The organism is Donghicola sp. XS_ASV15 (assembly GCF_041224595.1).
In the GTDB taxonomy this organism is placed as follows: Bacteria; Pseudomonadota; Alphaproteobacteria; order Rhodobacterales; family Rhodobacteraceae; genus Donghicola.
In genome coordinates this window covers 1-25,517 of record NZ_JBGFGN010000089.1, presented here as the reverse complement: position 1 = coordinate 25,517, position 25,517 = coordinate 1, and the positions used below count along the sequence as shown (strand labels likewise).

At 59.1% G+C, this 25,517-nt stretch carries 24 protein-coding genes and 1 tRNA gene; 12 read left to right on the top strand and 13 right to left on the bottom strand.

Annotated features, from left to right (window positions below):
* Positions 1-59: 59 nt before the first annotated feature.
* From AB9K37_RS02865 to AB9K37_RS02855, 3 genes are all read right to left on the bottom strand, one after another.
* Positions 60-713 (bottom strand): GntR family transcriptional regulator, encoded by a 654-nt coding sequence (locus AB9K37_RS02865; protein ID WP_369835465.1) that lies wholly within the window; start codon positions 711-713, stop codon positions 60-62.
* Positions 714-849: 136 nt separating this feature from the next.
* Positions 850-936: transfer RNA gene (locus tag AB9K37_RS02860), tRNA-Leu, on the bottom strand.
* A 146-nt stretch (positions 937-1,082) separates the two neighbouring features.
* Positions 1,083-2,732 (bottom strand): peptidoglycan-binding domain-containing protein, encoded by a 1,650-nt coding sequence (locus AB9K37_RS02855; protein WP_369835464.1) that lies wholly within the window; start codon positions 2,730-2,732, stop codon positions 1,083-1,085.
* A gap of 228 nt (positions 2,733-2,960) precedes the next feature.
* On the opposite strand from AB9K37_RS02855, the gene lipB reads away from it, so the two are divergent.
* The 5 genes from lipB (at position 2,961) to AB9K37_RS02830 (ending at position 7,465) form a co-directional block, all read left to right on the top strand.
* Positions 2,961-3,623, top strand: a complete 663-nt coding sequence (lipB, locus tag AB9K37_RS02850) for a lipoyl(octanoyl) transferase LipB (RefSeq protein WP_369835463.1) — start codon at positions 2,961-2,963, stop codon at positions 3,621-3,623.
* Between the two features lie 91 nt (positions 3,624-3,714).
* Positions 3,715-4,110 (top strand): cytochrome c family protein, encoded by a 396-nt coding sequence (locus AB9K37_RS02845; RefSeq protein ID WP_369835462.1) that lies wholly within the window; start codon positions 3,715-3,717, stop codon positions 4,108-4,110.
* 158 nt (positions 4,111-4,268) lie between these two features.
* On the top strand, positions 4,269-5,939 hold the full coding sequence (gene ctaD, locus AB9K37_RS02840) for a cytochrome c oxidase subunit I (RefSeq protein WP_293709032.1): 1,671 nt from the start codon (positions 4,269-4,271) through the stop codon (positions 5,937-5,939).
* 81 nt (positions 5,940-6,020) lie between these two features.
* Positions 6,021-6,539 carry a DUF2244 domain-containing protein gene (locus tag AB9K37_RS02835; protein ID WP_369835461.1) on the top strand — a complete coding sequence of 173 codons (519 nt, stop codon included), beginning with the start codon at positions 6,021-6,023 and terminating at the stop codon, positions 6,537-6,539.
* A gap of 11 nt (positions 6,540-6,550) precedes the next feature.
* Entirely contained in the window at positions 6,551-7,465 is a 915-nt protein-coding gene (locus AB9K37_RS02830) for a hypothetical protein (protein ID WP_369835460.1), read from the top strand.
* 71 nt (positions 7,466-7,536) lie between these two features.
* On the opposite strand, the gene AB9K37_RS02825 is transcribed toward AB9K37_RS02830, so the two are convergent.
* Entirely contained in the window at positions 7,537-7,998 is a 462-nt protein-coding gene (locus tag AB9K37_RS02825) for a GatB/YqeY domain-containing protein (RefSeq protein ID WP_072706838.1), read from the bottom strand.
* A 173-nt stretch (positions 7,999-8,171) separates the two neighbouring features.
* Between AB9K37_RS02825 and carA the strand changes: the two genes are divergently transcribed.
* Both carA and AB9K37_RS02815 read left to right on the top strand, forming a co-directional pair.
* The gene (gene carA / locus AB9K37_RS02820) at positions 8,172-9,335 is read left to right on the top strand and encodes a glutamine-hydrolyzing carbamoyl-phosphate synthase small subunit (RefSeq protein ID WP_369835459.1); all 1,164 of its coding nucleotides are present in this window, start codon (positions 8,172-8,174) and stop codon (positions 9,333-9,335) included.
* Between the two features lie 223 nt (positions 9,336-9,558).
* The gene (locus tag AB9K37_RS02815; RefSeq protein WP_369835458.1) at positions 9,559-11,079 is read left to right on the top strand and encodes a glycosyltransferase; all 1,521 of its coding nucleotides are present in this window, start codon (positions 9,559-9,561) and stop codon (positions 11,077-11,079) included.
* Here the strand turns inward: AB9K37_RS02815 and AB9K37_RS02810 are convergent.
* Positions 11,076-11,726 (bottom strand): GntR family transcriptional regulator, encoded by a 651-nt coding sequence (locus AB9K37_RS02810; protein WP_369835457.1) that lies wholly within the window; start codon positions 11,724-11,726, stop codon positions 11,076-11,078. The genes AB9K37_RS02815 and AB9K37_RS02810 overlap by 4 nt on opposite strands.
* Before the next feature lie 115 nt (positions 11,727-11,841).
* On the opposite strand from AB9K37_RS02810, the gene AB9K37_RS02805 reads away from it, so the two are divergent.
* The 3 genes from AB9K37_RS02805 to AB9K37_RS02795 all read left to right on the top strand — a co-directional run bounded on the left by AB9K37_RS02805 (position 11,842) and on the right by AB9K37_RS02795 (position 14,085).
* Positions 11,842-12,486: a pyrimidine 5'-nucleotidase gene (locus AB9K37_RS02805; RefSeq protein ID WP_369835456.1), complete on the top strand. Its 645-nt coding sequence runs from the start codon at positions 11,842-11,844 to the stop codon at positions 12,484-12,486.
* Between the two features lie 86 nt (positions 12,487-12,572).
* Positions 12,573-12,824 (top strand): hypothetical protein, encoded by a 252-nt coding sequence (locus AB9K37_RS02800; RefSeq protein WP_369835455.1) that lies wholly within the window; start codon positions 12,573-12,575, stop codon positions 12,822-12,824.
* 58 nt (positions 12,825-12,882) lie between these two features.
* The gene (locus AB9K37_RS02795) at positions 12,883-14,085 is read left to right on the top strand and encodes a UbiH/UbiF family hydroxylase (protein ID WP_369835454.1); all 1,203 of its coding nucleotides are present in this window, start codon (positions 12,883-12,885) and stop codon (positions 14,083-14,085) included.
* 18 nt (positions 14,086-14,103) lie between these two features.
* Here the strand turns inward: AB9K37_RS02795 and AB9K37_RS02790 are convergent, their stop codons facing one another.
* From AB9K37_RS02790 to AB9K37_RS02780, 3 genes are all read right to left on the bottom strand, one after another.
* Entirely contained in the window at positions 14,104-15,228 is a 1,125-nt protein-coding gene (locus AB9K37_RS02790; RefSeq protein ID WP_369835453.1) for an aminotransferase class V-fold PLP-dependent enzyme, read from the bottom strand.
* A gap of 188 nt (positions 15,229-15,416) precedes the next feature.
* On the bottom strand, positions 15,417-15,878 hold the full coding sequence (locus AB9K37_RS02785; protein ID WP_369835452.1) for an Lrp/AsnC family transcriptional regulator: 462 nt from the start codon (positions 15,876-15,878) through the stop codon (positions 15,417-15,419).
* The gene (locus tag AB9K37_RS02780) at positions 15,875-16,330 is read right to left on the bottom strand and encodes an Lrp/AsnC family transcriptional regulator (RefSeq protein WP_369835451.1); all 456 of its coding nucleotides are present in this window, start codon (positions 16,328-16,330) and stop codon (positions 15,875-15,877) included. Before AB9K37_RS02780 ends, AB9K37_RS02785 begins: the two co-directional genes overlap by 4 nt.
* Before the next feature lie 134 nt (positions 16,331-16,464).
* On the opposite strand from AB9K37_RS02780, the gene ilvC reads away from it, so the two are divergent.
* Positions 16,465-17,487 (top strand): ketol-acid reductoisomerase, encoded by a 1,023-nt coding sequence (ilvC, locus tag AB9K37_RS02775; RefSeq protein WP_369835450.1) that lies wholly within the window; start codon positions 16,465-16,467, stop codon positions 17,485-17,487.
* Positions 17,488-17,599: 112 nt separating this feature from the next.
* Positions 17,600-18,511 carry a DMT family transporter gene (locus AB9K37_RS02770; RefSeq protein ID WP_369835449.1) on the top strand — a complete coding sequence of 304 codons (912 nt, stop codon included), beginning with the start codon at positions 17,600-17,602 and terminating at the stop codon, positions 18,509-18,511.
* Positions 18,512-18,566: 55 nt separating this feature from the next.
* Here the strand turns inward: AB9K37_RS02770 and glmM are convergent, their stop codons facing one another.
* From glmM to AB9K37_RS02745, 5 genes are all read right to left on the bottom strand, one after another.
* Positions 18,567-19,916: a phosphoglucosamine mutase gene (glmM, locus tag AB9K37_RS02765; RefSeq protein WP_369835448.1), complete on the bottom strand. Its 1,350-nt coding sequence runs from the start codon at positions 19,914-19,916 to the stop codon at positions 18,567-18,569.
* Positions 19,917-19,922: 6 nt separating this feature from the next.
* Entirely contained in the window at positions 19,923-20,927 is a 1,005-nt protein-coding gene (folP, locus tag AB9K37_RS02760) for a dihydropteroate synthase (RefSeq protein WP_369835447.1), read from the bottom strand.
* Positions 20,928-20,944: 17 nt separating this feature from the next.
* A complete protein-coding gene (locus tag AB9K37_RS02755) occupies positions 20,945-21,901 on the bottom strand; it encodes a dihydroneopterin aldolase (RefSeq protein WP_369835446.1) in 957 nt (318 codons plus the stop codon).
* Between the two features lie 101 nt (positions 21,902-22,002).
* Entirely contained in the window at positions 22,003-22,665 is a 663-nt protein-coding gene (locus AB9K37_RS02750) for a cell wall hydrolase (protein ID WP_369835445.1), read from the bottom strand.
* A gap of 162 nt (positions 22,666-22,827) precedes the next feature.
* Complete coding sequence (locus AB9K37_RS02745) at positions 22,828-25,368, bottom strand: putative PEP-binding protein (protein WP_369835444.1); 2,541 nt, start codon at positions 25,366-25,368, stop codon at positions 22,828-22,830.
* Between the last annotated feature and the right edge of the window lie 149 nt (positions 25,369-25,517).

Genomic DNA, 25,517 nt, shown 5'->3' with positions numbered 1-25,517 from the left:
TACACCCTCCCCAATTGCTTTGGACCTAGGCTAACTCAGCAGCCGAGGGCTGGCGAGGGTTAGCGCATCTTCGCCAAACATTCCTGAGCGGCCCCGAGCAAATGGCGGCGCAACGCAAGATCCGCTGATCCTCTGTCCCGATCCACGATCGCGCGGACAATCGCTTCGTGTTCCTGACATGACTGAGAAACACGTTCAGCGTGGCCGAGTTGCGATCTACGAAACGGTGCAAGCTTTTGCCACATAGCCTCCGCCATCGCGATGATGTCCACGTTGTGAGAACCCGCGTATATCAGTCTATGAAACTCGGTATTCGCCTCTTTGTAAGCGGCGAATTCTCCGTTGGACGCAAGGCTCCGCATTTTTTCGTGCAGGGATTGCAATGCACCCCGTTCGCCAATCGACATCCGTTCAGCCGCATACCGTCCACACATCGCTTCGGTTTCGGCCATTGCTTCGAACAATTGCTCGATCCGCCCCCGATCCAGTTGGGCGACGATCACGCCACGATAGGGGATACGCTCGACTAGGGCGCGCGCCGCCAGCAAATGAAGCGCCTCGCGGACCGGGGTCCGAGACACCCCGAATCTGTCACCGATGCTTTGTTCTTCTAGCTTGGTGCCGCCCGTGATCTGACCGGTGATGATCTCGGCCTCAAGTGTCGCAGCAATAGACGTGGCTCTGAGCGGTGCATGCTCGGCGGTATCGTTCATAGAATTCCTGATCGAAAGTCGGCTAGCGTGTCATCTTCTTGGACGACTCTATTTGACTATTCGGTAAAGAAACACAGGACTAAACGCGAAAACAGGATTGCTTGAGTGCAATCGAAGTACATTCTCGGGAGAGAGATGGTGCGGTCGAGAAGACTCGAACTTCCACGGGAGTTACCCCACAGCGACCTCAACGCTGCGCGTCTACCAATTCCGCCACGACCGCACTGTCTTGACTTGGTGCGCGGTTCTTAGCGAGTCGCGCTGCAGATGAAAAGCGGATTTTTCACCCTTTTCCATATTTTTTCGATAGAGGCGCGAAGGCTGTTTCCGACCTTCGCGCGTCGTGGGGGTATGGCGCGAAAACAGCCCTTATTGCGATGCCGCTCCGGCGGCTGCGCCGAAATCCATAAGGTTCGGTTTGGGTTTTGCAGCCCCAGTCAATTTGTGCGAAGCAGCTACGACCAGTGTCTGCCCCTCTGCGTCGTCGGGCGCGCGAAGTGGCTCTGCGCTGGCCTTCTGCGTGGCTTCAAAAGCTTTGTCATACCAGGCCACGGCCAAATCAGGACGCATAGTGCCTCCTACTCCGGTCGCCAGATGATGGCCGACCATCTCTTCGTAAGCGCCTAGGTTTACTGCCGACAATGCCAGCGCCGATGCAATCGCTGTAGGCATGGCGTCAGTCCGGTACCCAACGCCTAGGCAGATCTGCGCGGTTCCCACGATCTGCTCTGGGGGCATACCAAGCTCTTGGAGCACCGCTGTTGTCGCTGCCAACGCCTGATCACGCTCGCCCGCTGCTGCGGCTGTAATCGCTGGCGATAGGTGCTCTGCAAAGCCCGCGCATTGCTCTGCGATCTGCTGTGGTGTGAAGCCCTCAATTTTCGAGAGCAGCGTTTCGCTTCGGTCAATCGTGATATCGCGCAACATGCAAAACTGCTCGCCAATGGCTTGGGCCGGGCTGGTCATCGCGGCTGCCGTCTCGGGGCCGCCCGCTTTGGCGGTATTCACCGCGATTTTGGAGCAGAACGGCGCCGCGCTGATCGACTCAGCCGTCACAGGCACTGAAAAGAAATTCGGCACCACCGGACCTGTGGCCGAGGCCATCTCGGTTTCTGGCAGTGCCTCTTCTGGTTCCACAGGCGCGACTGGTGCGGCAACAGCGGGCTGGGGGGCCACATCGGTCAGCGAACAGTTCCCTTGCTGGCATGTGAAGGCGGCAGGAATGATCTGCTCTTGGCCCGTCACCTGAAAATCGTTCTGTTGAAAGCCCGTCGGTGTCGACGCAAACACACGCGCGATACAGCTTTGGGCACTGCACCAGAATTGAGAGCCACTTTTCGAGGTGTCAATCAGGTAGTCGGTTCTGCCATCCCTGTTCATATCCGCCAGCTGGATGAACCCTGCACGCTGCATCAATGCTGTGCCTTCGACACCAGAATTGCGGGCGATCTCGTCCACGGCTTGCGCGACCTCGGGCGGCAGGCCGCCGTAGTTGCCGGACATCTGCGTCGTGCCCCCAACGCCGAGTGCCTCTTCCTTTTGCTTCATCAAAAGCCCACGCATGCCCATCGGGTGGGTCGAGACGGTTTGCGTAACGTACTGCCCGCCCATCATGGCACGCTGGTACGCGGTCACAAGTATGTTGCGCTCAATGTCATTGAGTGTGCCATCTACGGGAAAAGACAAAAGCGCCTGATATTGCGAGACTGCAGCGCGGGACTTGGACCCGAGCACGCCATCGGCGGTGCCTGCGGGGAAACCAAAATGGTTCAGGGCGCGCTGCACCTCTCGGTTGGATTCCCGCTGGGCCGAGGAGATCCCGCTTGTTCGCGGTTTTACGTAGGTTTTCTGGGTTGTGGTCGTACGCGGCTTGGAGTTAGCGACACTGTTTGCGATCGCCCCGCCGATAATACCGCCGACAAGACCACGTGCGAAACTGTCGTCAGCGAGTGCATTGGTTCCAAGAGACAAGGAAACTACTGCGGCAATCACGCCAGCAGATAGGGAGTATTTCGCCATATCTGGCCCTCCGGAAAAAGCCAGCATCAGATCCGGAACGCGGATACAAAAATCAAATACCCACAAGGGTCAGACGCAAGCAGTTGAAAAAATACTTGGTATTGGTTCGACGCCTCAAAATCGTGGGACTAGTATGCCGCGAATCGCAATTGGGACAAAGTCCGGAAGTCCGCACATCGTCCGAAACCTAAAACAGGGTTAACGCCCGCACCGATCCGGAGAGTACATTTGGTCGAGTGGAAAATTTCAGAAGGTCTCACTGATTACCGAGAGGCCGAAACCTTCATGGAGACGCGTGCAGCCCAGATCGCCGCAGGTGAGGCCGAAGAGCTGATCTGGCTGGTCGAGCATCCTCCGCTGTACACGGCCGGCACCTCGGCCAAGCTCGAGGACCTGACGGACCCTGACCGCTTCCCCGTCTACCCAACCAAGCGCGGCGGCCAGTACACCTATCACGGGCCGGGCCAGCGCGTGGCCTATGTGATGCTGAATGTCGGGAAGCGCGGGCATGATGTGCGCGCCTTTGTCAAAGATCTGGAAGAATGGGTGATTGCCACTCTGGACGAGTTCAACGTCAAGGGCGAAATCCGCGAAGGCCGCGTCGGTGTCTGGGTTACTCGGGATGACAAGCCCCTGACCGCAACGGGAGCCAAGCCCGAGGACAAGATTGCCGCAATCGGCATCCGCCTGCGCAAGTGGGTCAGTTTTCACGGCATTTCCATAAACGTAGAACCCGACCTGAGCCATTTTGGCGGCATCGTGCCCTGCGGCATTCGTGAACACGGGGTCACCAGTCTGGTCGACCTGGGACTTCCTGTCACAATGGATGATCTGGACGTCGCCCTAGAACGTACTTTCAAAGATCGGTTTCCCCCACTGGAAAGCAATTAAGCGAAAAGTCGCATTTGCTTTTTCTGATATGACTGGCACTTCTGGGGGGAAGTGTGCTTTGTTGAATTTAAGCAACGTAAAGGGAAGAGACATGAAAACCATCCTGACCGCAGCTGCAACCATTCTGGCTCTGGCCGTACCTGCACTGGCCGAAGGCGACGCCGACAAGGGCGCGAAAGAATTCCGTAAGTGTAAAGCCTGCCACAAGCTGGAAGCCGGCGCAAAGAGCACCGTTGGCCCAAACCTCTATGGCGTGATGGGCCGCACCGCCGGCACTTTGGAAGGCTACAAATACAGCTCTTATCTTGTCGCCGCAGGCGAAGCAGGCGTTGTCTGGGACGTCAAGACCCTCGAAGCCTACCTGCCTGACCCCACGGCTTGGCTGAAAGAGGTCACCGGTGACGATGGCGCCAAGTCGAAAATGGCGGCGCAACGCGTCAAAAGCGCTGAGGACATCGCAGCATATCTCGCTTCGGTTGTGGAATAATCCACGACTGCGACATGTGACCACACCTTTGACCACATTTTTTTGATCTGCGTCAAAGTCGTGCATTGCCGAAGTTAAAGTCGCAATCTAAAAACCGAATGGAATCCGGGCGCGGGGTAACCTCTGCGCCCAAAGTCTAACCAGCAGGAGGCAAGAGTATGGCGGACGCAGCCATTCAAGGCCACGAGCATGAAGACAACCGGGGTTTCTTTACCCGGTGGTTCATGTCGACCAACCACAAGGACATCGGGATCCTCTACGTCATTACCGCGGCGTTTGTAGGTCTGATCTCGGTCGCCTTTACCGTTTATATGCGCCTGGAGCTGATGCATCCTGGCGTTCAGTACATGTGCCTTGAGGGCGCACGTTTCTTTGCGAGCGATGCAACGTGTACCCCGAACGGACACCTGTGGAACGTGATGATCACCTATCACGGCATCCTCATGATGTTCTTCGTCGTTATTCCCGCGCTGTTCGGCGGCTTTGGCAACTACTTCATGCCGCTGCAGATCGGTGCTCCGGATATGGCGTTCCCCCGTCTGAACAACCTCAGCTACTGGCTCTATGTTGCCGGTACCGCGCTGGGTGTTGCGTCGCTCCTGTCTCCGGGCGGTAACGACCAGCTGGGTTCGGGTGTTGGCTGGGTACTGTATGCGCCTCTGTCGACCAACGAAGCCGGTTACTCGATGGACCTCGCAATCTTTGCGGTTCACGTATCGGGTGCGTCGTCGATCCTCGGTGCGATCAACATCATCACCACCTTCCTGAACATGCGCGCGCCCGGCATGACCCTGCACAAGGTTCCGCTGTTCGCATGGTCCGTGTTCGTCACCGCGTGGCTGATCCTTCTGTCGCTGCCCGTTCTGGCCGGCGCGATCACCATGCTGCTGACCGACCGTAACTTCGGCACCGCCTTCTTCCAGCCTGCTGGCGGAGGCGACCCGATCCTGTACCAGCACATCCTGTGGTTCTTCGGTCACCCCGAAGTGTACATCATCATTCTGCCCGGCTTTGGCCTGATCAGCCACATCATTGCGACCTTCTCGCGCAAGCCCGTCTTCGGCTACCTGCCGATGGTCTACGCGATGGTTGCGATCGGTGTTCTCGGCTTCGTCGTGTGGGCGCACCACATGTACACCGTCGGCATGAGCCTACGTCAGCAGTCCTACTTCATGATGGCCACCATGGTTATTGCGGTTCCCACCGGCGTGAAGGTCTTCAGCTGGCTGGCAACCATGTGGGGCGGCTCGATCGAGTTCAAAACCCCGATGCTATGGTCGCTGGGCTTCCTGTTCCTGTTCACCGTTGGTGGCGTGACCGGTGTTGTCCTGTCGCAGGCAGGTCTGGACCGTGCATACCATGACACCTACTACGTGGTTGCGCACTTCCACTACGTGATGTCGCTGGGTGCGGTGTTCTGTATCTTTGCCGGTATCTACTACTACTTCGGCAAAGTGACTGGTCGCCAGTACCCCGAGTGGGCCGGCAAGCTGCACTTCTGGGCGATGTTCGTCGGCGCAAACCTGACCTTCTTCCCCCAGCACTTCCTGGGCCGTCAGGGCATGCCCCGCCGTTACATCGACTACCCCGAAGCGTTCGCCTTCTGGAACACTATCTCGTCAATCGGCGCATTCATCGCCTTTGCTTCGTTCCTGTTCTTCTTTGGCGTGATGTTCTACTCGCTGTTCTACGGCAAGAAAGAGACCCGCGCGAACTACTGGAACGAGTACGCGGATACTCTGGAATGGACCCTGCCCTCGCCGCCGCCCGAGCACACCTTCGAGCAGCTGCCGAAGCAGGAAGACTGGGACAAGGGCCACGCCCACTAATCCCGGGCTTGATCCCATAGACCTTCAAAGGCCCGGACACTGTCCGGGCCTTTTTCGTTCCTCCAAGCTGCAGAGGTCCTGATGCCGTACGAATGGGTCAAAGAACTTCCCGACACCCCGACAGAGTCCGAGGGGCCGCTGGCCGAACTCCATCTCTGGCCCTACCGCTCTTTGCCCCGCAAAGGGTTTGTGACCTTCTTTGCGATCACTTCGGCGTTCATCGCCCTACCCCTGATCGCAATGATCGGATCACCGGTGATGTGGGGGCTGCTGCCTTTTATCGTGATCGCCATGGGCCTGATGTGGTACCTGCTTCAACGCAGCTACCGCGACGGAGATGTGATCGAGACGATGACCCTCTGGCCGGAACGGGTGGATCTGCTGCACCGCGACAAGACCGGAAAAACCAGTTCGTGGACCTGCAATATCTACTGGGCCAAAGTCAGCCTGCACCCGCGCGGCGGCCCCGTTCCGAACTATGTTACCCTCAAGGGCAATAGCAGAGAGGTTGAGATCGGAGCGTTTCTGAGCGAAGACGAGCGCAAAGAGCTCTACTCGGAGCTTCTCCTCGCCCTTCCGCGCGCGGCGCGCAAACAATAGAAAGCCCGTCTATGGCCCAGGTTCCTGCCACACCGAAAATGCGCCGCTTCAGCCTGCTGACCGCGGCGCGCCTGTTTGGGCCTGACCTGTTACTCAAAAACTCCGACCTTCAGGCCTCTGAGCGCGCGGCTTTGACCCTACGCAGCCTGAAATCCGCACGCCCCTCAGAAAACCCGACCTCAGTCTTTCTCATACCGCTGGTCGGCCCGCACCACGTGGGCGACTGGCAGGCGGTATGCCAGCGCCTGACTGCCACTCTACGCAGCTTCATCGCACAGACAGATCCGAACTGGCGTGTTTTGATTTGCGGCCAGACCAGCCCCGACCTGCCCGATGATGCCCGCATCACCTTTGTCCCCTTCACCGAAGAAATCGAAGGCAATGACAAATGGGCCAAGCTGAGGCAGCTCTGCGACACCCTTCCGACCCTTGGGATCGCCCAAGGCTACGCCATGACCTTTGATGCAGATGATCTCGCGCATCCGACATTGGTCGAAGAAATGCACACCCGACGCGCGGCAGGCGGTTATCTGATGAGCCAGGGCTACGTGTTTGACGTGGGCAACAATCGCATCGCCCTCGCCGCCCCTGCCAGCGCGGCGCAGCCCCTGCGTAAACCGTTCTGGAAACTCTGTGGCAGCTGTGCGGCACTCCCCTTCGACTTCACCTCAGACCCGAACGCCGAAACAGCGCGTATCCGAGAGTCGACGCAGCACGAACACCGCATGTTCCCCTATCTGGCAAAACTCGCAGGCCGCCCGCTGACGCCGCTCAGCGGTCCCAAAGCGCTCTACCTGCTCAACCACGGCGAAAACTTCGGCGCCCGCCGCGGCCGCGTGAGCTTTAAGCAACGCTTTTCCGAACGCTTCGAGGTCACGGACCCAGAAACGCTGGCACGAATCCGTCAGGACTTCGCGCTCGACTGATCTCTTTCTTGGAAAAAATACTCCCGCGCCGGAGGCGTTGAGGGATTTGCCACGCAAATCCCTCAAATAAGTCAGGCCGACAGACGGGCCTTCACCTGCGGACCAGCCAGACCAAAGTCCATCTGCCCCATGTATTTCTCTTTGAGCAGGCCCATGACCTTGCCCATGTCGCGGATCGAGGACGCGTCGCTCTCGGCGATGGCTGCGTCGATCGCCGCCTTGGTTTCGTCCTCATCCAACTGGCGGGGCAAAAACTCTTCGATGATCTCGATTTCCGCCTCTTCGGACTGAGCCAGATCGAGTCGGCCCCCTTCCTCATAGGTCTTAGCGCTTTCCTGACGTTGCTTGACCATCTTGGCCAGAATCGCCTGAATTTCGCTTTCCGAGATCACGGCTTCTTCGCCATCGACACGCAGCGCGATCTCGCGATCCTTGATGGCCGCATTGATCAGGCGCAGCGTCGACAGCCGTGTGGCGTCTTTTGCTTTCATGGCGTCCTTGAGTGCGGCGCCAATCTTTTTACGCAGTTCCATTAAATCATTCCCATCCCAGGGGCTTGCACAAGTGCGCTCATATAAGAGTTCACCCGACATATGTCTACCTTCGCTGTTAGCGCTCTGCATAGGCGCTATTTTGACCCATTCTGCTTGACCGCTGACGCGTGCGGGCCTATGTGTCGCCCGATTTGTCCCCAAGGAGAGAGCCGATGCCCAGCAGCGCCCACGCCCCTGCCCGCCCGACCGCCTGTCTGGCCCTTGCAGACGGGACCATTTTCTATGGCAAAGGCTTCGGTGCGACCGGAGTGACCGAAGCCGAACTGTGCTTCAACACTGCCATGACCGGTTACCAGGAAATCATGACCGACCCGTCCTATGCGGGCCAGATCGTGACCTTTACCTTCCCCCATATCGGGAACACCGGTGCGACCCCCGAAGACGACGAAACCGGTGATCCGGTGGCCGCAGGGATGGTTGTGAAATGGGACCCCACCGAACCCAGCAACTGGCGTTCGGTTGAAACATTGGGCGAATGGCTCGCCAAGCGCGGCCGCATCGCGATCGGTGGCATCGACACCCGCCGCCTGACCCGCGCGATCCGCCAGCAAGGCGCCCCGCACGTTGCTCTGGCCCACGATCCCGAAGGCAACTTCGACATTGAAGCTCTGGTTGCCAAGGCCCGCGCATTCAAAGGCCTTGTTGGCCTCGATCTGGCCAAAGACGTGACCTGCGCGCAGTCTTATCGCTGGGACGAGATGCGTTGGGCATGGCCCGAAGGCTACGCCAAGCAAGAAGCCCCCAAGCACAAGGTCGTCGCTATAGATTTCGGCGCCAAACGCAACATCCTGCGCTGCCTTGCCTCCGCTGGCTGTGACGTGACGGTCCTGCCCGCCTCGGCAACCGGCGAAGAGATTCTGGCTCATAACCCCGATGGCGTTTTCCTGTCGAACGGCCCCGGCGATCCGGCAGCAACCGGCGAATACGCCGTGCCCGCGATCAAAAAGGTTCTCGAAGCTGACCTGCCTGTCTTCGGCATTTGCCTTGGCCACCAGATGCTGGCACTGGCGCTGGGTGCCAAGACCGTCAAGATGAACCACGGCCACCACGGTGCGAACCACCCGGTCAAAGAGAACAAGACCGGCAAGGTCGAGATCACTTCGATGAATCATGGCTTCACCGTCGACACACAGACCCTGCCCGCAGGTGTTGTGGAAAGCCATGTGTCGCTGTTCGACGGGTCGAACTGCGGTATCGAGGTCGAAGGCAAGCCCATATTCAGCGTCCAGCACCACCCCGAGGCAAGCCCCGGCCCGCAGGACAGCTTCTACCTCTTCGAGCGTTTCGCCGAAGCGATGGATGCGCGCAAAGCCTAAATCTAAGGGCAAATTAACCGCCCATTAAGATAATAAAGCCATGCTCTTCTCACTTGGTGAGGAGAGCATTTTCATGTCCGAGCACTTTGCACAGACTGCCGCGACCCTTTTCCAAAAGGTACCCGCGCCAGAATCCTCTGCAAAAACAACCGCCTCCATTTGCGAGCTCCTGCCACCGCAAGACTGGGTCCGTTGCCATGCGATTCCCCTGGGCCAACCCGGTATGATCGCAGTTGAAACGCAGGCGAGTGTCGCGTTCCTCAGAGACAAATTGCAGGATGCGGGTCCGCTGACCTTTGTCGTCACACCTGCGGCCGAAATCGAGGCTTTGCAGCACGAGAAACTAGGCGTTTCACTGGCGCGCCGTGCCGAGGCACGGGTCCCCGAAGAGTTGAGTTGCCGCCGATTGGCAAACCTCTCGCCGCGAAACCGGCTGCAAATGCCTTTGCTGACGATCTCCGGAATCACATTTGCCCTGACGTGGCCGTCGACCGCTGCGTTGGTGGTGACCGCTTGGTGTATCTTTACCCTGATCTGCGTGACCCTGCTCAAGGCGTTTTGTGTCACGGCGACGCTCGTGTCGCCACGCCGTTTGGGCAAGCAATCGCCTCTGCCCCTCAAAGACCTGCCCGTGGTGTCCATCATGGTCCCACTGCACAAAGAAGAGCGCATCGCCGCGCGTCTCGTCCGACGGATGAAGCGTCTGGACTACCCTAGGGAAAAATTGGACGTCCTCTTCGTGGTCGAAGAAAACGATGACGAGACGCGGAGCGCCATCGCCCTAGCGCAGCCCTTGCCCCAAGGTTACCGCGTCATCGTTGTGCCGGATGGACACCCGAAAACAAAACCCCGAGCGCTAAACTATGCCTTGGACTTCTGTCGTGGCGACATTGTCGGGATCTATGACGCCGAAGACGCCCCCGAGGCGGATCAACTTCTGAAAATCACAGCAGCGTTCGATGCGGCACCACCGGACGTCGTCTGTCTTCAGGGCTGCCTTGACTACTACAATCCGCGCGACAACTGGCTCTCGCGGTGTTTCACCACAGAATACGCTGCTTGGTTCCGTTTGATTCTACCCGGTCTGTCCGCGTTGCGACTCGCCGTTCCCTTGGGGGGGACCACGCTCTTTGTGCGGCGTCACGCACTGGACGAGATCGGCGCTTGGGACGCCCATAACGTGACCGAAGATGCGGATCTCGGCATCCGACTCGCCCGCCACGGTTGGCGGACCGAGCTGGTTCCAACCACCACAATGGAGGAAGCGAACTGTCATACATGGCCTTGGATCAAGCAACGGTCGCGCTGGATCAAGGGCTACATGGTGACTTATATCGTACACATGCGCCGCCCGTTTCGCCTGTGGAAAGAGCTTGGTATGCGCCAGTTTGCGGGCTTTCAGATCTTCTTTTTGGCGTCTATCAGCCAATTTCTATTGGCACCGCTGCTTTGGTCTTTCTGGCTGCTGCCTTTCGGTTTCACCCACCCGATGCTCGGAGCTTTGGATCACACAACAACTTGGACACTGATCTACACCTTCATTGCCTGCGAGGTGATTAACTTGTCCGCTTCTTTGATCGCAGTGTCCAAGCCGCATCTACGCCACTTGATGCCATGGGCGGTGTTTATGCCATTGTACTTCCCGCTTGCGACTGCGGCGGCCTTCAAAGCGGCCTACGAGCTTGCCTTGAAGCCATTCTACTGGGACAAGACCGCTCATGGCTTTTCAGACGAGCAGGTCTAACCCTTTTCCGCAGCCGCTGCGTCCGACTTCAACCGGGTCACAAATGCCTTGGAAATGTGGGACTTGAGTGCAGCGTAGGCAGCATCTCCATCGCCCGCAGCAATCGCTCTAACGATCTGATCATGTTCTTTGATTGCGATCTCGGATCGCCCCTCGGCTGCCAGTGACGTCGTCGCCATCAGCGCCATGGTGCGGTACACCAGATCAAGCTGCTGGAACAAATAGCGGTTATGAGAGGCCAAGTGAACCTGACGGTGGAAGCGCCGGTTGGCCCGGGCCAGAGCCGCCGGATTTCCGATCAGGGCGCGGTCTGCCTCGACCATATCTTGTAGAACACGGATCTCTTCTTCCGTCGCGTGGCGAGCCGCAAGCCGCGCCGCCAGTGCTTCTAGTTCAGACCGGACGACATATAGCTCGGCCAGCTGGTTGTGATCCAAGGACGCCACAATCATCGACCGCCCGTCCCGTGTCAGCAGGGACTGGGTCTCAAGGCGCTGCAACGCCTCTCGGATCGGGGTGCGTGACACCCCGAAACGTTCCGCAAGTTCGCTTTCGACAAGACGGTCGCCCGGACGATACACGCCCGTATCAATCGCATCCAGAATCAGCGTGTAGGCGTCTTTGTTCTGGTTCTTGTCCTCTGCCACTTGCAGCCCCCCTTACAACTCAATGCGCCAACCTAAGCTGGCGCGCACCGTTGGATCAACCCACTGTGTTCTATAGGTTATGGGCAAAGCGCCGCAGATCGGCTAGGGGAAACCCATGCCACGTCAGGATTTCAAGCATGTGGATACTTGGGTGTTCGACCTCGACAACACCCTGTATCCCCCACATTTCCGACTTTTCGATCAGATCGAAAAGCGGATGGTCGATTACGTTATGGGCAAACTCGGCGTCTCACGAGACGAGGCGGACCGCCTACGCAAGACCTATTGGGCGCTACACGGCACCACCCTCGCGGGTTTGATGGCAGAGTACAGCATCGAGCCGGACCCGTTCTTGGACCACGTGCACGACATCGACTTTACCGTTCTAGAGCCCGACGCGGCCCTAGCGGGCCACATCCGCGACCTGCCGGGGCGCAAGATCGTCTATACGAACGGCTCTGCGCCCTATGCCGAGCAGGTTTTGCAGGCGCGCGGATTGGAGGGCCTATTCGATGCGGTCTACGGGATCGAACACGCGAACTACCGCCCCAAGCCCGAGGCTGCTGCGTTTGACGCGGTGTTTGCCAAAGACAACCTATCCCCCGCGACCGCTGCCATGTTCGAGGATGACCCGCGCAATCTGGCCGTGCCCCATGCCATCGGGATGCGCACCGTCCACGTCGCGCCAGAGCCGCACGCAGCCGATCACATCCACCACCACACCGTTGATCTGACTGACTTTTTGTCGCGGCTCAAATAGTCGCACTGCGTCAAAGAGGACAATCGCGCACCAGTCATGGAAAACATACCTAGGGGTCAAATCATTTATCCAAAGGACTCCTTAATATGGCTGACATCACCAGCACCCCCACCCAGCCCGGCGTTCTGATGCGCATTTTTCTGTCGATTCCCGTGATCGGCTGGATTGCCAAGGACCTGCTCCACGGCGACAAAGACAACATCTGGTACCTGCTCGTCGCTGTTCTGAGCCTATGGGCCGCCGCTGTGATGACGTGGGGCATCCCCGCGCTTTACCTGCCTGCGGTCGCATTTGTGCCCGTGATGTGGGTGATCCTGCTGCTCATCACACGCGGCTAAACTGTCGCTTGGACCTTCGGGCGGAAACGCCCTATGTCATGGGGCAAGGAGAGATCCCATGACGACATTCCAAAGCTACGACATCATTGTATCCGGAGGCGGCGTTGCTGGCCTAAGCGCCGCTGCGGCCTTCGGATCTGCGGGTTTCACCGTTCTTTGCGTGGACCCCCAGCCCCCCATCACAGATCGCAACGCCGAAGGGTCCGACCTGCGCACAACGGCGATTCTACAGCCGGGGCGGCTCTTGCTCGAAGAAGCGGGCCTGTGGGACCGTCTGGACGCCGAGGCGATGCCGCTGGACGTCATGCGTATCATCGACGCGGGCGGCGAAGTGGCCGAGCCCCGCGTAACCAAGGATTTCGTGGCGTCCGAGATTTCGGATCAACCCTTTGGCTGGAACCTGCCCAACTGGCTCTTGCGCCGCGAGATGGTCGCGCATCTGCAGGGGATGGAGACTGTCACTTTCCGCCCCGGCGTGGGCACTGCGGGCGTTTTAACCCGCACCGATCATGCACGCGTTCGGCTGAGCGACGGCACCGTGGCACAATGCCGTATGCTGGTCGCCGCAGATGGCCGCAATTCTCCCGTGCGCAAGGCGTTGAACATCCCTGTCAAAACCCGCCGCTACGGACAAAAGGCGCTGGCCTTTGCAGTCACGCACCCCCTGCCCCACGAAAATGTCTCGACCGAGATTCACCGCTCCGGCGGGCCGTTTACCTTGGTGCCGCTGCCCGACTACGAGGGACGCCCCAGTTCCGCGATCGTGTGGATGGAAGACGGGCCAGAGGCGATGCGCCTGTTCAACCTGCCCGAAGCAGACTTCGAAGCAGCCATGAACGAACGATCCTGCCAGATCCTTGGCCCGCTGACGCTGGCGTCGCGCCGGACCGTCTGGCCAATCATCAGCCAGTGGGCAGACCAGATGTACGGCGCCCGCACCGCGCTGGTGGCAGAGGCCGCACACGTCGTGCCCCCCATCGGCGCCCAAGGTTTGAATATGTCGCTGGCCGATCAGCGGTGCCTGCTGGACTTGGCCAAGGCCGACCCCGCCAACATCGGATCGCCCCAGATGCTGCAACGCTATCACCGTCGCCGCCACCCAGAGGTGCTGGCCCGAGTCACCGGCATTGATCTGTTGAACCGCACGTCGCAACTGTCGGCCCAGCCCCTGCGCGACTTGCGCGCGGCGGGACTGAACGCGCTCTATTCTCTGGCACCCGTGCGGAAGACGCTGATGCAATTGGGGCTCGGCATGCGCTAAGCCCCCGTCGCGGCGCGTTTACAGCGCCGCGTCCAGCGCCCGTGTCAGACGCTCAATCGTCGCGGGCACATCATAGAGTTTATCCAATCCGAACAGCCCCAGACGGAAGGTCGAGAACCCCTGCGGTTCGTCACATTGCAGCGGAACGCCCGCCGCGATCTGGGTGCCATTCGCAACAAAAGCACGACCCGACTGCACCTCGGGATCATCCGTGTAGCTGACCACGACGCCCGGCGCGCCAAATCCGTCGGCTGCGACCGACTTGACCCCGCGCTTCGCCAAGAGTTCACGAACCCCATTCCCCAGCGCCCATTGCGCCTCGCGCAAACGCTCGAAGCCATAAGCGCGCGTTTCAGCCATGGTATCGCGGAAGGCCAGCAAGGAATCCGTTGGCATGGTAGCGTGATAGGCATGGCCGCCATTCTCGTAGGCCTCCATGATCTGGAACCACTTCTTCAGGTCCACGGCAAAGCTGTCCGACGTCGTCTCTTCCAGCTTTGCAATCGCGCGCTCCCCTAGCATCACCAAACCCGCGGACGGGGTCGACGACCAGCCCTTCTGCGGAGCAGAGACCAGCACGTCCACGCCGGTCGCCTTCATGTCGACCCAGATGCAGCCACTGGCGATGCAGTCCAGCACCATCAGCGCGCCGACCTCGTGGGCAGCTTCAGCCAGCGCCTTGATATAGCTGTCAGGCAGGATCACCCCAGCCGAGGTTTCCACGTGCGGGGCAAAGACCACGTCGGGCTTCTCTTCGCGGATTTTTGCGACCACCTCTTCAATCGGCGCAGGGGCAAAAGGCGCAGTCGTTTCATTGCCTTGCTGGCGTGCCTTCATCACGATCGTCTCGGACGCCAGATCGCCTGCGTCCACAATCTGGCTCCACCGGAAAGAGAACCAGCCATTGCGTACCACCAGAACTTTGGAGCCTTTGGCAAACTGGCGTGCGACCGCCTCCATCCCGTAGGTGCCGCCCCCGGGCACGATGGCAACGCCGTCCGCCTTGTAAACTTCTTTGAGCATCGAAGAGATGTCGTTCATCACGCCTTGAAATTGCGCGGACATATGGTTCAGCGACCGGTCCGTGAAGACCACCGAAAACTCGTCCAGACCATTTGGATCAACACTATCAAGCAACGCCACGGCTCTCTCCTTCTCGAAACCTTCTGATGAAATCAGTAGCGGCCCGTCCAAGGAGTGGCGAGGAATACTTTTGCATGCAGTGGTGTGCAACTTCGGGGCCTGCGCGGGTGGTGACCTCGAGCCATGAGTATTTTTAGCAAAAAGAAGCCTGCCCTTTCTGCTTTGTCTTAAATACTCACTGTCGGAGCCTATCCGCCTAGAGGCCCCGGTAGACGCTCTTCGCTGAGCAGGACGTTGGCCTCGACATCCCCCACACCGGGCAGTGCCATGATCCGCCGACGCAGCACCCGTTCAAAGTCACTGATATCCCGCGCCACAATGCGTAGGCGATAGTCATAGACCCCGAGAATGTGCTCGACCGTCTGCACCTCTGGCACCGCCGTTACCGCGCGCTCGAAATCCTCAAGACTGACGCGTCCTTTGGTGGCCAGCTTGACGCCAAGAAAGACGGTCACGCCGAAGCCCAGTGCCTCGTGATCCAATACCAGACGGCGGTGGGACAATACGCCCTCGGACCACAGGCGTTTAACTCGGCGCCACGCTGCGGGTTGGGACAGGCCAAAGCGGCGTCCTATAGCCCCTGCGCTGAGGGTCGCGTCTTGGGACAGGGCGTGCAGGATCTTCAGGTCCAGATCATCAAGGTCAATCATATCGGCAAGGTCCCTTGGCTCTGGATACGGGCGACGTGCATCAGGGCTTCGATATCGACGATGTGGGGCAGTGTTAGAATGCGGTCGCGATACAGCTGCTGATAGTGCGGCATATCGCGGGCAATCAGGGACAGGCGAAGGTCCACGCGGCCAAGGAAGCTCTGGATTTCCAGCACCTCTGGCACCTCGCGGGCGGCGGCGCTGAAATCCTCGAACGCTCGGGGGACGGTTTTGTCTAGAACGACGCGCAAGGACACCTCGACCTCGTAGCCCAAGGCACGCCAGTCGATCACTGCCTCGACCCCTTTGATCACTCCGGTGCTGCGCAGTTTTTCAAGTCTGCGCCAGCATGCCCCCGCACTTATCCCTGCTCTTTCCGCCAGCTCTGCTGTGGAAATGGACGGGTCTGCCTGAAAAAGGCGCAGAACGCGTCTATCGGTATCGTCGAGCATGATCTTCTCACTCACTCAAATTTTGACGAATAGATTTTTCACTTCATGGCAAAAATCACGCGAGTTTAAAAGCGCATCCACAGAACTTTCATGCGATAAGGTCGCCAACGAACACCCAAGCGAGGAGAATTTCGATGCGCGTTTACTACGACCGCGATTGCGACGTTAACCTGATCAAAGAAAAGAAAGTGGCGATTCTGGGCTACGGCTCTCAGGGCCACGCACACGCGCTGAACCTGCGCGACTCGGGCGCCAAGAACGTTGCCATCGCTCTGCGCGAAGGCTCGCCCTCGGCCAAGAAATGCGAAGCCGAAGGCCTGCAGGTCATGGGTATCGCCGAAGCAGCAGCATGGTGCGATGTCATCATGTTCACCATGCCCGACGAACTTCAGGCAGAGACCTACAAGAAATACGTCAAAGACAACATCAAGCCCGGCGCAGCGATCGCATTCGCCCACGGCCTGAACGTTCACTTTGGCCTGATCGAAGCGCCCGAAGGCGTTGACGTCATCATGATGGCACCCAAGGGCCCCGGCCACACCGTGCGCGGCGAATACACCAAAGGCGGCGGCGTGCCCTGCCTGGTCGCGGTACACAACGACGCAACTGGCAAAGCGCTGGAAACCGGTCTGTCGTACTGCTCGGCTATCGGTGGCGGCCGTTCGGGCATCATCGAAACCAACTTCCGCGAAGAGTGCGAAACCGACCTGTTCGGCGAGCAGGCAGTTCTGTGCGGCGGTCTGGTAGAGCTGATCCGTTGCGGCTTTGAAACTCTGGTTGAAGCTGGCTACGCGCCCGAAATGGCGTACTTCGAGTGTCTGCACGAAGTGAAGCTGATCGTGGACCTGATCTACGAAGGCGGCATCGCGAACATGGACTACTCGATCTCGAACACTGCAGAGTTCGGCCAGTACGTCACCGGCCCGCGCATCCTGCCCTACGAGCAGACCAAAGCGGCGATGAAAGAGGTCCTGACCGACATTCAGCAGGGCAAGTTCGTTCGCGACTTCATGCTGGAAAACGCTGTGGGCCAGCCCACCCTGAAAGCATCGCGCCGTGCAAACGACGAGCACCTGATCGAAGCAACCGGTGCCAAGCTGCGCGAAATGATGCCTTGGATCTCGGCCGGCAAGATGGTCGACAAGTCGAAGAACTAATCGCCTCGCGGGATTTCCCGCAGGCGGGGTGGCCGTTGACAAGACGGCCACCACCCCATCTAAAGGCTCCGATCCGTTGCGGTCGGAGCCTTTTTCTATTGCAGGTCACAGAATGCCCGAAGTCACCCTGAAAAGCTGGATCATGGTCCTGACGCTGGGGTGTGTTTGGGGCGGCAGCTTTCTTGGGATTGAGATTGCACTGCGGGGGATCACCCCGTTCTGGCTGGCCGAAGCACGGCTGTTCTTTGCAAGCCTTTTGCTGACCGGCGTGTGGTGGGCCCTTGGCGGGCGGATCAACGCGGACAACGATGGGCGGAATCGCTGGCCCTATTTGATTGTCGTCGGGCTTTTCAGTTCTGTGGTGCCGTTTTTTCTGTTGAGCTGGGGGCAAACCCACGTGACATCAGCCACCGCTGGGGTGTCGATGGCCGGCGTGCCGCTATTGGTGATGCCACTGGCGCATTTCTTCTCGGTTGGCGAGCGGATTACGCCGATGAAGTTGCTCGGATTGATGGTCGGGTTCTGCGGCGTGCTGGTGTTGCTCGGGGATGGGCTATTGCAAAGCTCTGGCTCTGACCTTGAAGGATGGGGCCGTCTGGCCTGCTTGTCTGCGGCGGCGTGTTACGCCGTCAGTTCGGTGACCACCCGCAACTGTCCGCCGATTGATCCCTATGCCATGTCAGCGGTTGTCATGATCATCGCGGCTGTGGTTGGCTTGCCAATTGCCTGGAGCCTCGAAGGACCGCCGCCCTTGCCGGACACGCAGACGATCATGGTGCTTGGCGCTTTGGGTTTGGTCCAAACGGCTGGGGCAAACCTGCTGCGCATTCTGGTTATCCGGAGTGCGGGATCGACCTTTATGTCTTTGACCAATTATCAGGTGCCGTTCTGGTCAATGGTCTTTGGCGCGCTGGTCCTTGGTGAGGCTTTGCCTGCTGGCCTGTTTCTGGCGCTGGGACTGATCCTGACGGGAATGGCCCTGAGCCAGTGGAGCCATCTGCGCCGCCTGTTCGTCAAAGCATAAACGGCGCGCAAATTGGGTTGGCGCGCCGTTTGAGTATTTTTGGCAAAAAGAAACCTTAGGTTCGGCTCGCGGCTTCGACCTCGGCCACGATCGAGTCGACGACTTTTTCCAACAGGATCGAATCCTCGCATTCAGCCATGACACGGATCAGGGGCTCTGTTCCGGACTTGCGGATCAGAAGACGGCCTTGGCCTTTCAGGTCGGCCTCGGCGCTTGCGATGGCCTGCTGGACGGCAAGGGTCTCGAGCGGTGTTTGACCCGCCGTGTAGCGCACGTTTTTCAGAAGCTGCGGCACAGGATCAAAGCTCTTGGCCAATTCACTGGCGGGCTTGCCCGTTAAGACCATTTCAGCAAGGAATTGAAGGCCCGCAAGCAGTCCGTCGCCGGTGGTTGCATAGTCGGTCATCACGATGTGACCGGATTGTTCACCGCCCAAGTTGTAGCCGTTCTTGCGCATTTCCTCGACCACGTAGCGGTCACCGACTTTGGTGCGCTTCAGGTCGATGCCACGCCCACTAAGAAACCGTTCGAGACCAAGGTTGGACATCACGGTCGCCACCAGCGCATTGCCTTGCAGGCGCTGTTCCTCAGCCCAGCGTGCAGCGATCAAAGCCATAAGCTGATCGCCATCAGCGATCTGGCCCTTTTCATCGATGATCATGATCCGGTCCGCATCTCCATCAAGACAGATGCCGATATCTGCGCCATGCTCGATAACCGCTTTGGCCGCTGTTTCAGGGTGCGTGGAGCCGCAGTTCAGGTTGATGTTTTTACCGTCTGGGTTCGTGCCGATGCGAATGACATCTGCGCCAAGTTCCCACAGCGCCTCGGGCGCCGCGCGATAGGCTGCACCGTTGGCGCAATCGATCACAACCTTCAGGCCGTCCAGTCGCTTGCCATGGGGGAAGGTGGACTTCAAACGTTCGATGTAGCGGAAACGCCCGTCATCGATCCGCTTGGCACGGCCGATGTTTTCAGCCTTGGCCGGTTGGATTTCGCCCATGACCATAGCTTCGATTTCAGCCTCTGCCTCATCCGAGAGTTTGAAACCGTCAGGACCGAAAAACTTGATGCCATTGTCCGCATGTGGGTTGTGGCTGGCCGAGATCATAACGCCGACATCCGCGCGCATCGATGTGGTCAGCAGGCCGACCGCCGGTGTCGGGACCGGCCCCAGCAGCAGCACATTCATCCCAGTAGAGGTGAAGCCTGCGGTGAGCGCATTTTCAAACATGTAGCCGGACAGACGCGTGTCTTTGCCGATCACAACGCGGTGCGCAGTGCTCTGATCCCGGCGAAAATAGCGGCCCGCGGCAGCGCCAATACGCAATGCCATCTCGGCGGTCATGGGATAGATGTTCGCTTTGCCGCGCACACCGTCGGTTCCAAAAAGCTGTCTGGCCATGATCACTTAGTCTCCAATGGCGGCTTGATAGAGGGTTAGGGCCTGCCGCGTTTCCGCAACATCATGGACGCGCAGCATCTGCACACCATGAGAGACCCCAGCGAGTGCAACAGCGACAGAGCCGGGCATCCGCGCCTCTGCTTCGGTCACGTTGGCGAGGGTCCCGATAAAGCGTTTGCGCGACACCCCAAGCAAGATGGGACACCCAAGTCCGTGAAAGATCGAAAGGCGCTGCAAGAGTGCCAGATTATGCTCTAGCGTTTTCCCGAAACCAATGCCCGGATCTACCATGATACGGCTTTGGGGAATACCTGCCCGCATGGCAGCACTGATACGCTCTTCGAGTAAGTCGTAGACATCCAACACCACATCTTCGTAGTGAGGGGCGTCCTGCATCGTCTGCGGGTCGCCTTGGGCATGCATCAGGCAAATCGGTGCATCTGCTTGCGCGGTGACCGGCGCGATCTTGGGATCAAAGGTCATCGCGGCCACGTCGTTCACCAGATCTGCGCCTGCTTTTAATGCGGCCTGAACAACATCCGCTTTGCGTGAATCGATCGAGATAGGAATGTCAGAAAATGCCCTTAGGGCGGCGATGACGGGGGCCGTGCGCTGAATCTCTACGTCTATGGCGACTTCGGCCGCACCGGGACGTGTGGATTCCCCTCCGACGTCCAGCAGGTCCGCGCCCGCCGCGATCAGTGCGCGTGCGTGCTCGGATGCGCGTTGCAGATCGTTGAACTTCCCCCCGTCAGAGAAGCTATCGGGCGTCGTATTCAGGATGCCCATGATAGTCGGACTTTCCATCGGCACGCGCGCCACATTAGCGCGCGGCACGCAGAGCGCATCGCGTGCCTCTGCTGGGATATCCGTCGCAGAGACGACTTTAGGGGCAGCCGCGCGGTTCAGAACTTCGACATGGGTGAACCACGTCCATCCCCCCGCAAGGGTCAGAGCACCCTGGGGGCGCGCGGGGCCAGTTTGTAGAATGGGGCGAAAATAGTCACGCATGCTGCGTGGATGAGCGATCAGTCGCCGTTTGACAAGAGCCGAGTGTCGCGTAGATCGTGGTGACGCTCTTCGACCACACCCGCCTGCCCTTCGATTTCGCCATCACCGACAAAAATCACCTCTGCGGCGTCCATCTCGGCGGCGAACCAGCGTGTCAGCGCCCGAGTGTCTCGGACAGAGACATGAGGGCCTTCGACAGCATCCAGAACGATTTTTGAAGGCGCCCACACGCTGATCTGGCCGTGTTTCATCCCCCAGTCCAATTCTGTGCGTGTTTCGACGACCACACACCGGCGATCACGGCCTGCCAGCACCCAGGCGTTCTGTTCAATCGACAACAGGTCGATACGGCGCTGCGCAAGGCCTACGCCCGTCTCGGGACCAACACGTTCAGGCAAACCGACACAAAGGACCACAGGACGGTCGCCTTCGGTCAATTGGTCGAGCCACTGGGGCAAATGTGGCGCGGCAATCGCGTCGTTGGCCAGGTAAATCACGCGGGGGTCATTGGCGGCATTGTGCGCAATCTCGGGCCCCAAGCCGTAATCTTTGCGATTTCGCACGATCTCGACGCCCAATGCGCCGGGGCCACGATCCAGCTTCTCGATCCGCACGAAGGCGCGCACAGCCTGAGGTTCTGCCAAAATGCGGCCCGCCACACGGTCTGCAAGGGTTTCGAGCAAGTTCAAACGTTCTTCGGCAAGCGAGTCGGCAATCGCCTCTGTCACACGGTCATAGGACAGAATGCGGTCCACATCGTCGTCCACAACGCCGGTGATTGGTTCGACTTCGACGACAACATTAAAGCAAACGCGCTGTGTCGTCCCGCGCTCTGCTTGAAAGGCGCCGATCTCTACCTCGACGATATGGTCGCGCAAACTGATCCGATCCAACGGGCCACTAATGCCCGGGACGGGGTTTGCTTTCGCACGCTCGTCAGGATGAGAAAAGGCCAGCCTTACTTCGTTGCTCATGTCGCTACACTCTTACAGTCATTTCGGCGGACCCTAGAGACTGTTTCCAGAAATGCCAACTCGATGGCGGCACATCTAGGGTCAAGCGCGACAGGCAGGCGTTAGCGCTGTGTCAGACGCGAAGACGGATTGTAGAACTTGTGAACGCCGATTGTGGCGGTGTGGGTAAACTTGGTCGACCACCGAGGACGCACGGCCTTGGTATGATAGAAAGTCGCTCCGTTGGTCAGAGGGCGGCCTGCCCCGTCCAGCATCGCGCGCGCCACTTTGGCGACTCGCTCATACGCTTTGGGTTCACGAATGACTTCGGCATAGCCGTCGCATGTGTAAGTGAACTGGCACGCGTATTTGCGACCGGTGCCCTGATTGATCACACCACACACTGTGTCAGGGAATTTCTTGCTATCCACGCGGTTCAGGATGACTTCGGCCACAGCGAATTGACCTTTGACGGTTTCCCCACGCGCTTCAAAGTAGAGCGCCTCTGCCAGACACAGAAACTCTTCCCCGCCCTTCGCCTTGGGCAGTTCGGCAAGCCAATCTCTGGTGTACTCAACCTCGGGGGTTTTCTCGATCGCGGCTTCCTTGGCCTTTTCAGGTAACCGCGTCAGGCTCCCAAGGTGTTTGGAAGACACCGCAGAGAGCGCCTCTTTTTCTTGGCCGAGAAGATCGGTCAGACGAGCATTCAAAACATCAGCAAACCCAGCCCCCGGAACACAAACCGAGACCATAATTACCGCTGCTTTAACCACGCCTAGACGCATATCATTTCCTCAGTGCAAGAGCCGTCGGGCGGCCCGGCGCGGTCGTAACCGAATTCGGGCCCCCTTTTCAATACTCTCAGAGGAGTCTTAAAAGCATGTAACCTTTTGGTGTTACATCGAAATCTTAAGATGTCACCTGTTTTACAGTTTTTTTACAACCGCTTAGAGCGATCGTTGCTCACGCAACGCGAACTGCGCGGCAGCCAATCTGGCACCGGGAACACGAAATGGTGAGCATGAAACATAGTTGAATCCTGCTCTGCAACAGAAGGCAATTGATTCGGGGTCTCCACCATGCTCGCCACAGATTGAGAGCGTAATATTTGGGCGCGCGTCTCGGGCTCTGGTTGCAGCCAAGTCAAGAAGCTCACCCACACCCTCTGTATCGAGCCGGTGGAACGGATCTTCGGGGAAGACGCCCTCGGTCACGTAATTCGACATGAAACGCCCTGCATCATCACGGGACAGACCATAGGTCATCTGTGTCAGGTCGTTTGTTCCGAAACTAAAGAAGGACGCGTGGCTGGCAATATCCCCTGCCCGCAAACAGGCGCGTGGGGTCTCGACCATCACCCCAAGACGGTAGGTGAATTCGCGGCCCGTCTCGGTCTTCACGGCTGCCGCGATCGCATCCACTCGGGTCTTGATCAGCTCCACTTCTCGCTTGGCTGAAACCAGCGGGATCATGATTTCCGGCACCACAGTTGCGCCGGATTTCTGGGTTTCCACTGTCGCTTCAAAGATCGCCCGTGCCTGCATTTCGTAAATTTCGGGAACAGTCACGCCAAGGCGCACGCCGCGAAGGCCGAGCATCGGATTGTACTCTTCCAACTCTTCTGCGCGCCGCGTCACGTCCGACACGGGCAGGTCAAGCGCTTCGGCCAAATTGAGAAGCCCGGCCCGATCCGAGGGCAAAAATTCATGCAGTGGCGGGTCAAACAGGCGGATGCAAACAGGCAAGCCCGCCATAATACGGAACAGATCAATAAAATCCGCCCGTTGCATTGGCAAAATACGTTCGAGCGCTGCGCGGCGATCCTCGACGACGTCCGCAAAAATCATTTCCCGCATGGCTGTCAGGCGGTCGGCCTCAAAAAACATGTGTTCAGTACGGGCCAGCCCAATCCCCTGCGCCTTGAAATTCCGTGCAACCTGCGCATCTGCAGGCGTATCAGCATTCGCGCGGATCTCGATCACTCGGAAAGTGTCGGCCCATTCCATCAAGGTCTGTAGGCCGTCATCCTCTGCAGGTTCCAGAAGCGCAGGCTCGCCCGCCAGAACATGCCCCACGGTCCCATCCACGGTCACAACGTCCCCCTCGCGGAATTGGCGCCCGTCTTTGGCAACAAGCAGCTTCTTTCTCATATGGAACCGCAAACCTTCGACCCCAACCACACAAGGCAGACCAAGGCCGCGCCCGATCACCGCTGCGTGGCTGGTCATTCCGCCCCGCTCGGTGATCACCCCAACGGCTGCATGCATACCGCGAATGTCCTCGGGCTGGGTTTCGCGGCGGACGAGAATGCACGGTTCCCCGCGCGCCGCGCTGGCCTGAGCATCCGCGGCATTGAAGACGATTTTTCCCGTCGCCGCCCCTGGGCTCGCGGCCACCCCGCGGGCAATCCGATCCCGAGGGGCCATCGGATCCACCTGCCGGTGCAATAAATCTGACAGCGCCCGCGGTTCGATCCGCAGGACAGCCTCTTCTTTACTGATCACGCCACTCTCGGCCAGATCTACAGCGATCCTCAGGGCAGCGCGGTTCCCGCGCGACACGCGCACCCCATCGAGAATGTGCACATGGCCGTCTTCGATGGTAAATTCGATCTGCAACTCTTCTTTCAGACGCCTGCGCATCCGTGCGCCGAAATCTTTAAGTTGCTCAAAGGCCTTTGGCGCATGTTCTTCTAGCGAAGGCCCCCGCGAATCCTTTTCCAAATAGATTGCTTCGGCCTGCAAGAGCGCCTCACGCCCCTGGCTCTGGCTCAGATAGCGCCCCTTGATACGCGCTGCACCCGTCTGGGAATCGACGAACTGGATCACGCCGGACCCGCACTCGCCGGACCCTAGGCCCAGAGCCATACGCTGAACAACCAGCCCCAGCCCCGCATCTGCGGGCGCGCCCTTGGCTTGGCGCAACAATCGCGCACTGGTCCCTTCCCACGCCCGCGCCATCGACCGCAGAACCTCTGTCAACTGCTGGCCCGCGTCCTGCGGAAACCGCTCGTCTGTCTCCGCCTCATAGGCAGCCAAAGCAGCGCCAAGCCCCTCGGACCCTTCTTCGGTGATCTCGTCAAAAACGTCAGGATCCAGCCGCGCCACATGCACGGCGAAATTCTTCACAAACCGAAGGTACAGCTCTGCCGCAGCCTCGTGGCCAATCTTGTCTGACAGATCCACATAGGTCGCATCGTTCATCCCGATGTTCAGAACCGCGCCCGGCCCGCCCCAATCGGGATCTTCTGACGAAGGCCGAACACACATCAGCGCCCCCTCACCAAAAGGCTCCAGAATGCGCGAGACATCCGGCATCCGCCCCGTTGCAATGGCTTTCACTGCCCGAAAAGACAGGGCCACCGTATCAGGGACAGGCAAATCCATACGGACGAGCCGCTGCAGACACTTCGCTCGTCCGCCATGGGTCGCCACGGCCACGGGGGCCGATGGGGTGATCAGGGTGACGTTTTCATCAAAATTCTGCACTGCAGCACCTCTTTCGCTGCGCACAGAATAGGCGCTAACTCTGTCCGAGCAAGCGCCTCTTCTTCATCTTTGCAAAAATACTCCGGGGGTGTGGGGGGAGCGCCCCCCCACACCCAAGCCACCCCACGCCCCTCCAGCGGGGTTTCCCC

Coding starts and splice junctions, on each gene's coding strand:
- AB9K37_RS02865 (WP_369835465.1), bottom strand. CDS start 713: ATGAACGATACCGCCGAGCATGCACCGCTCAGAGCCACGTCTATTGCT.
- AB9K37_RS02855 (WP_369835464.1), bottom strand. CDS start 2,732: ATGGCGAAATACTCCCTATCTGCTGGCGTGATTGCCGCAGTAGTTTCC.
- AB9K37_RS02845 (WP_369835462.1), top strand. CDS start 3,715: ATGAAAACCATCCTGACCGCAGCTGCAACCATTCTGGCTCTGGCCGTA.
- ctaD (WP_293709032.1), top strand. CDS start 4,269: ATGGCGGACGCAGCCATTCAAGGCCACGAGCATGAAGACAACCGGGGT.
- AB9K37_RS02835 (WP_369835461.1), top strand. CDS start 6,021: ATGCCGTACGAATGGGTCAAAGAACTTCCCGACACCCCGACAGAGTCC.
- AB9K37_RS02830 (WP_369835460.1), top strand. CDS start 6,551: ATGGCCCAGGTTCCTGCCACACCGAAAATGCGCCGCTTCAGCCTGCTG.
- AB9K37_RS02825 (WP_072706838.1), bottom strand. CDS start 7,998: ATGGAACTGCGTAAAAAGATTGGCGCCGCACTCAAGGACGCCATGAAA.
- carA (WP_369835459.1), top strand. CDS start 8,172: ATGCCCAGCAGCGCCCACGCCCCTGCCCGCCCGACCGCCTGTCTGGCC.
- AB9K37_RS02815 (WP_369835458.1), top strand. CDS start 9,559: ATGATCGCAGTTGAAACGCAGGCGAGTGTCGCGTTCCTCAGAGACAAA.
- AB9K37_RS02805 (WP_369835456.1), top strand. CDS start 11,842: ATGCCACGTCAGGATTTCAAGCATGTGGATACTTGGGTGTTCGACCTC.
- AB9K37_RS02800 (WP_369835455.1), top strand. CDS start 12,573: ATGGCTGACATCACCAGCACCCCCACCCAGCCCGGCGTTCTGATGCGC.
- AB9K37_RS02795 (WP_369835454.1), top strand. CDS start 12,883: ATGACGACATTCCAAAGCTACGACATCATTGTATCCGGAGGCGGCGTT.
- AB9K37_RS02785 (WP_369835452.1), bottom strand. CDS start 15,878: ATGATTGACCTTGATGATCTGGACCTGAAGATCCTGCACGCCCTGTCC.
- AB9K37_RS02780 (WP_369835451.1), bottom strand. CDS start 16,330: ATGCTCGACGATACCGATAGACGCGTTCTGCGCCTTTTTCAGGCAGAC.
- ilvC (WP_369835450.1), top strand. CDS start 16,465: ATGCGCGTTTACTACGACCGCGATTGCGACGTTAACCTGATCAAAGAA.
- AB9K37_RS02770 (WP_369835449.1), top strand. CDS start 17,600: ATGCCCGAAGTCACCCTGAAAAGCTGGATCATGGTCCTGACGCTGGGG.
- glmM (WP_369835448.1), bottom strand. CDS start 19,916: ATGGCCAGACAGCTTTTTGGAACCGACGGTGTGCGCGGCAAAGCGAAC.
- folP (WP_369835447.1), bottom strand. CDS start 20,927: ATGCGTGACTATTTTCGCCCCATTCTACAAACTGGCCCCGCGCGCCCC.
- AB9K37_RS02755 (WP_369835446.1), bottom strand. CDS start 21,901: ATGAGCAACGAAGTAAGGCTGGCCTTTTCTCATCCTGACGAGCGTGCG.
- AB9K37_RS02750 (WP_369835445.1), bottom strand. CDS start 22,665: ATGCGTCTAGGCGTGGTTAAAGCAGCGGTAATTATGGTCTCGGTTTGT.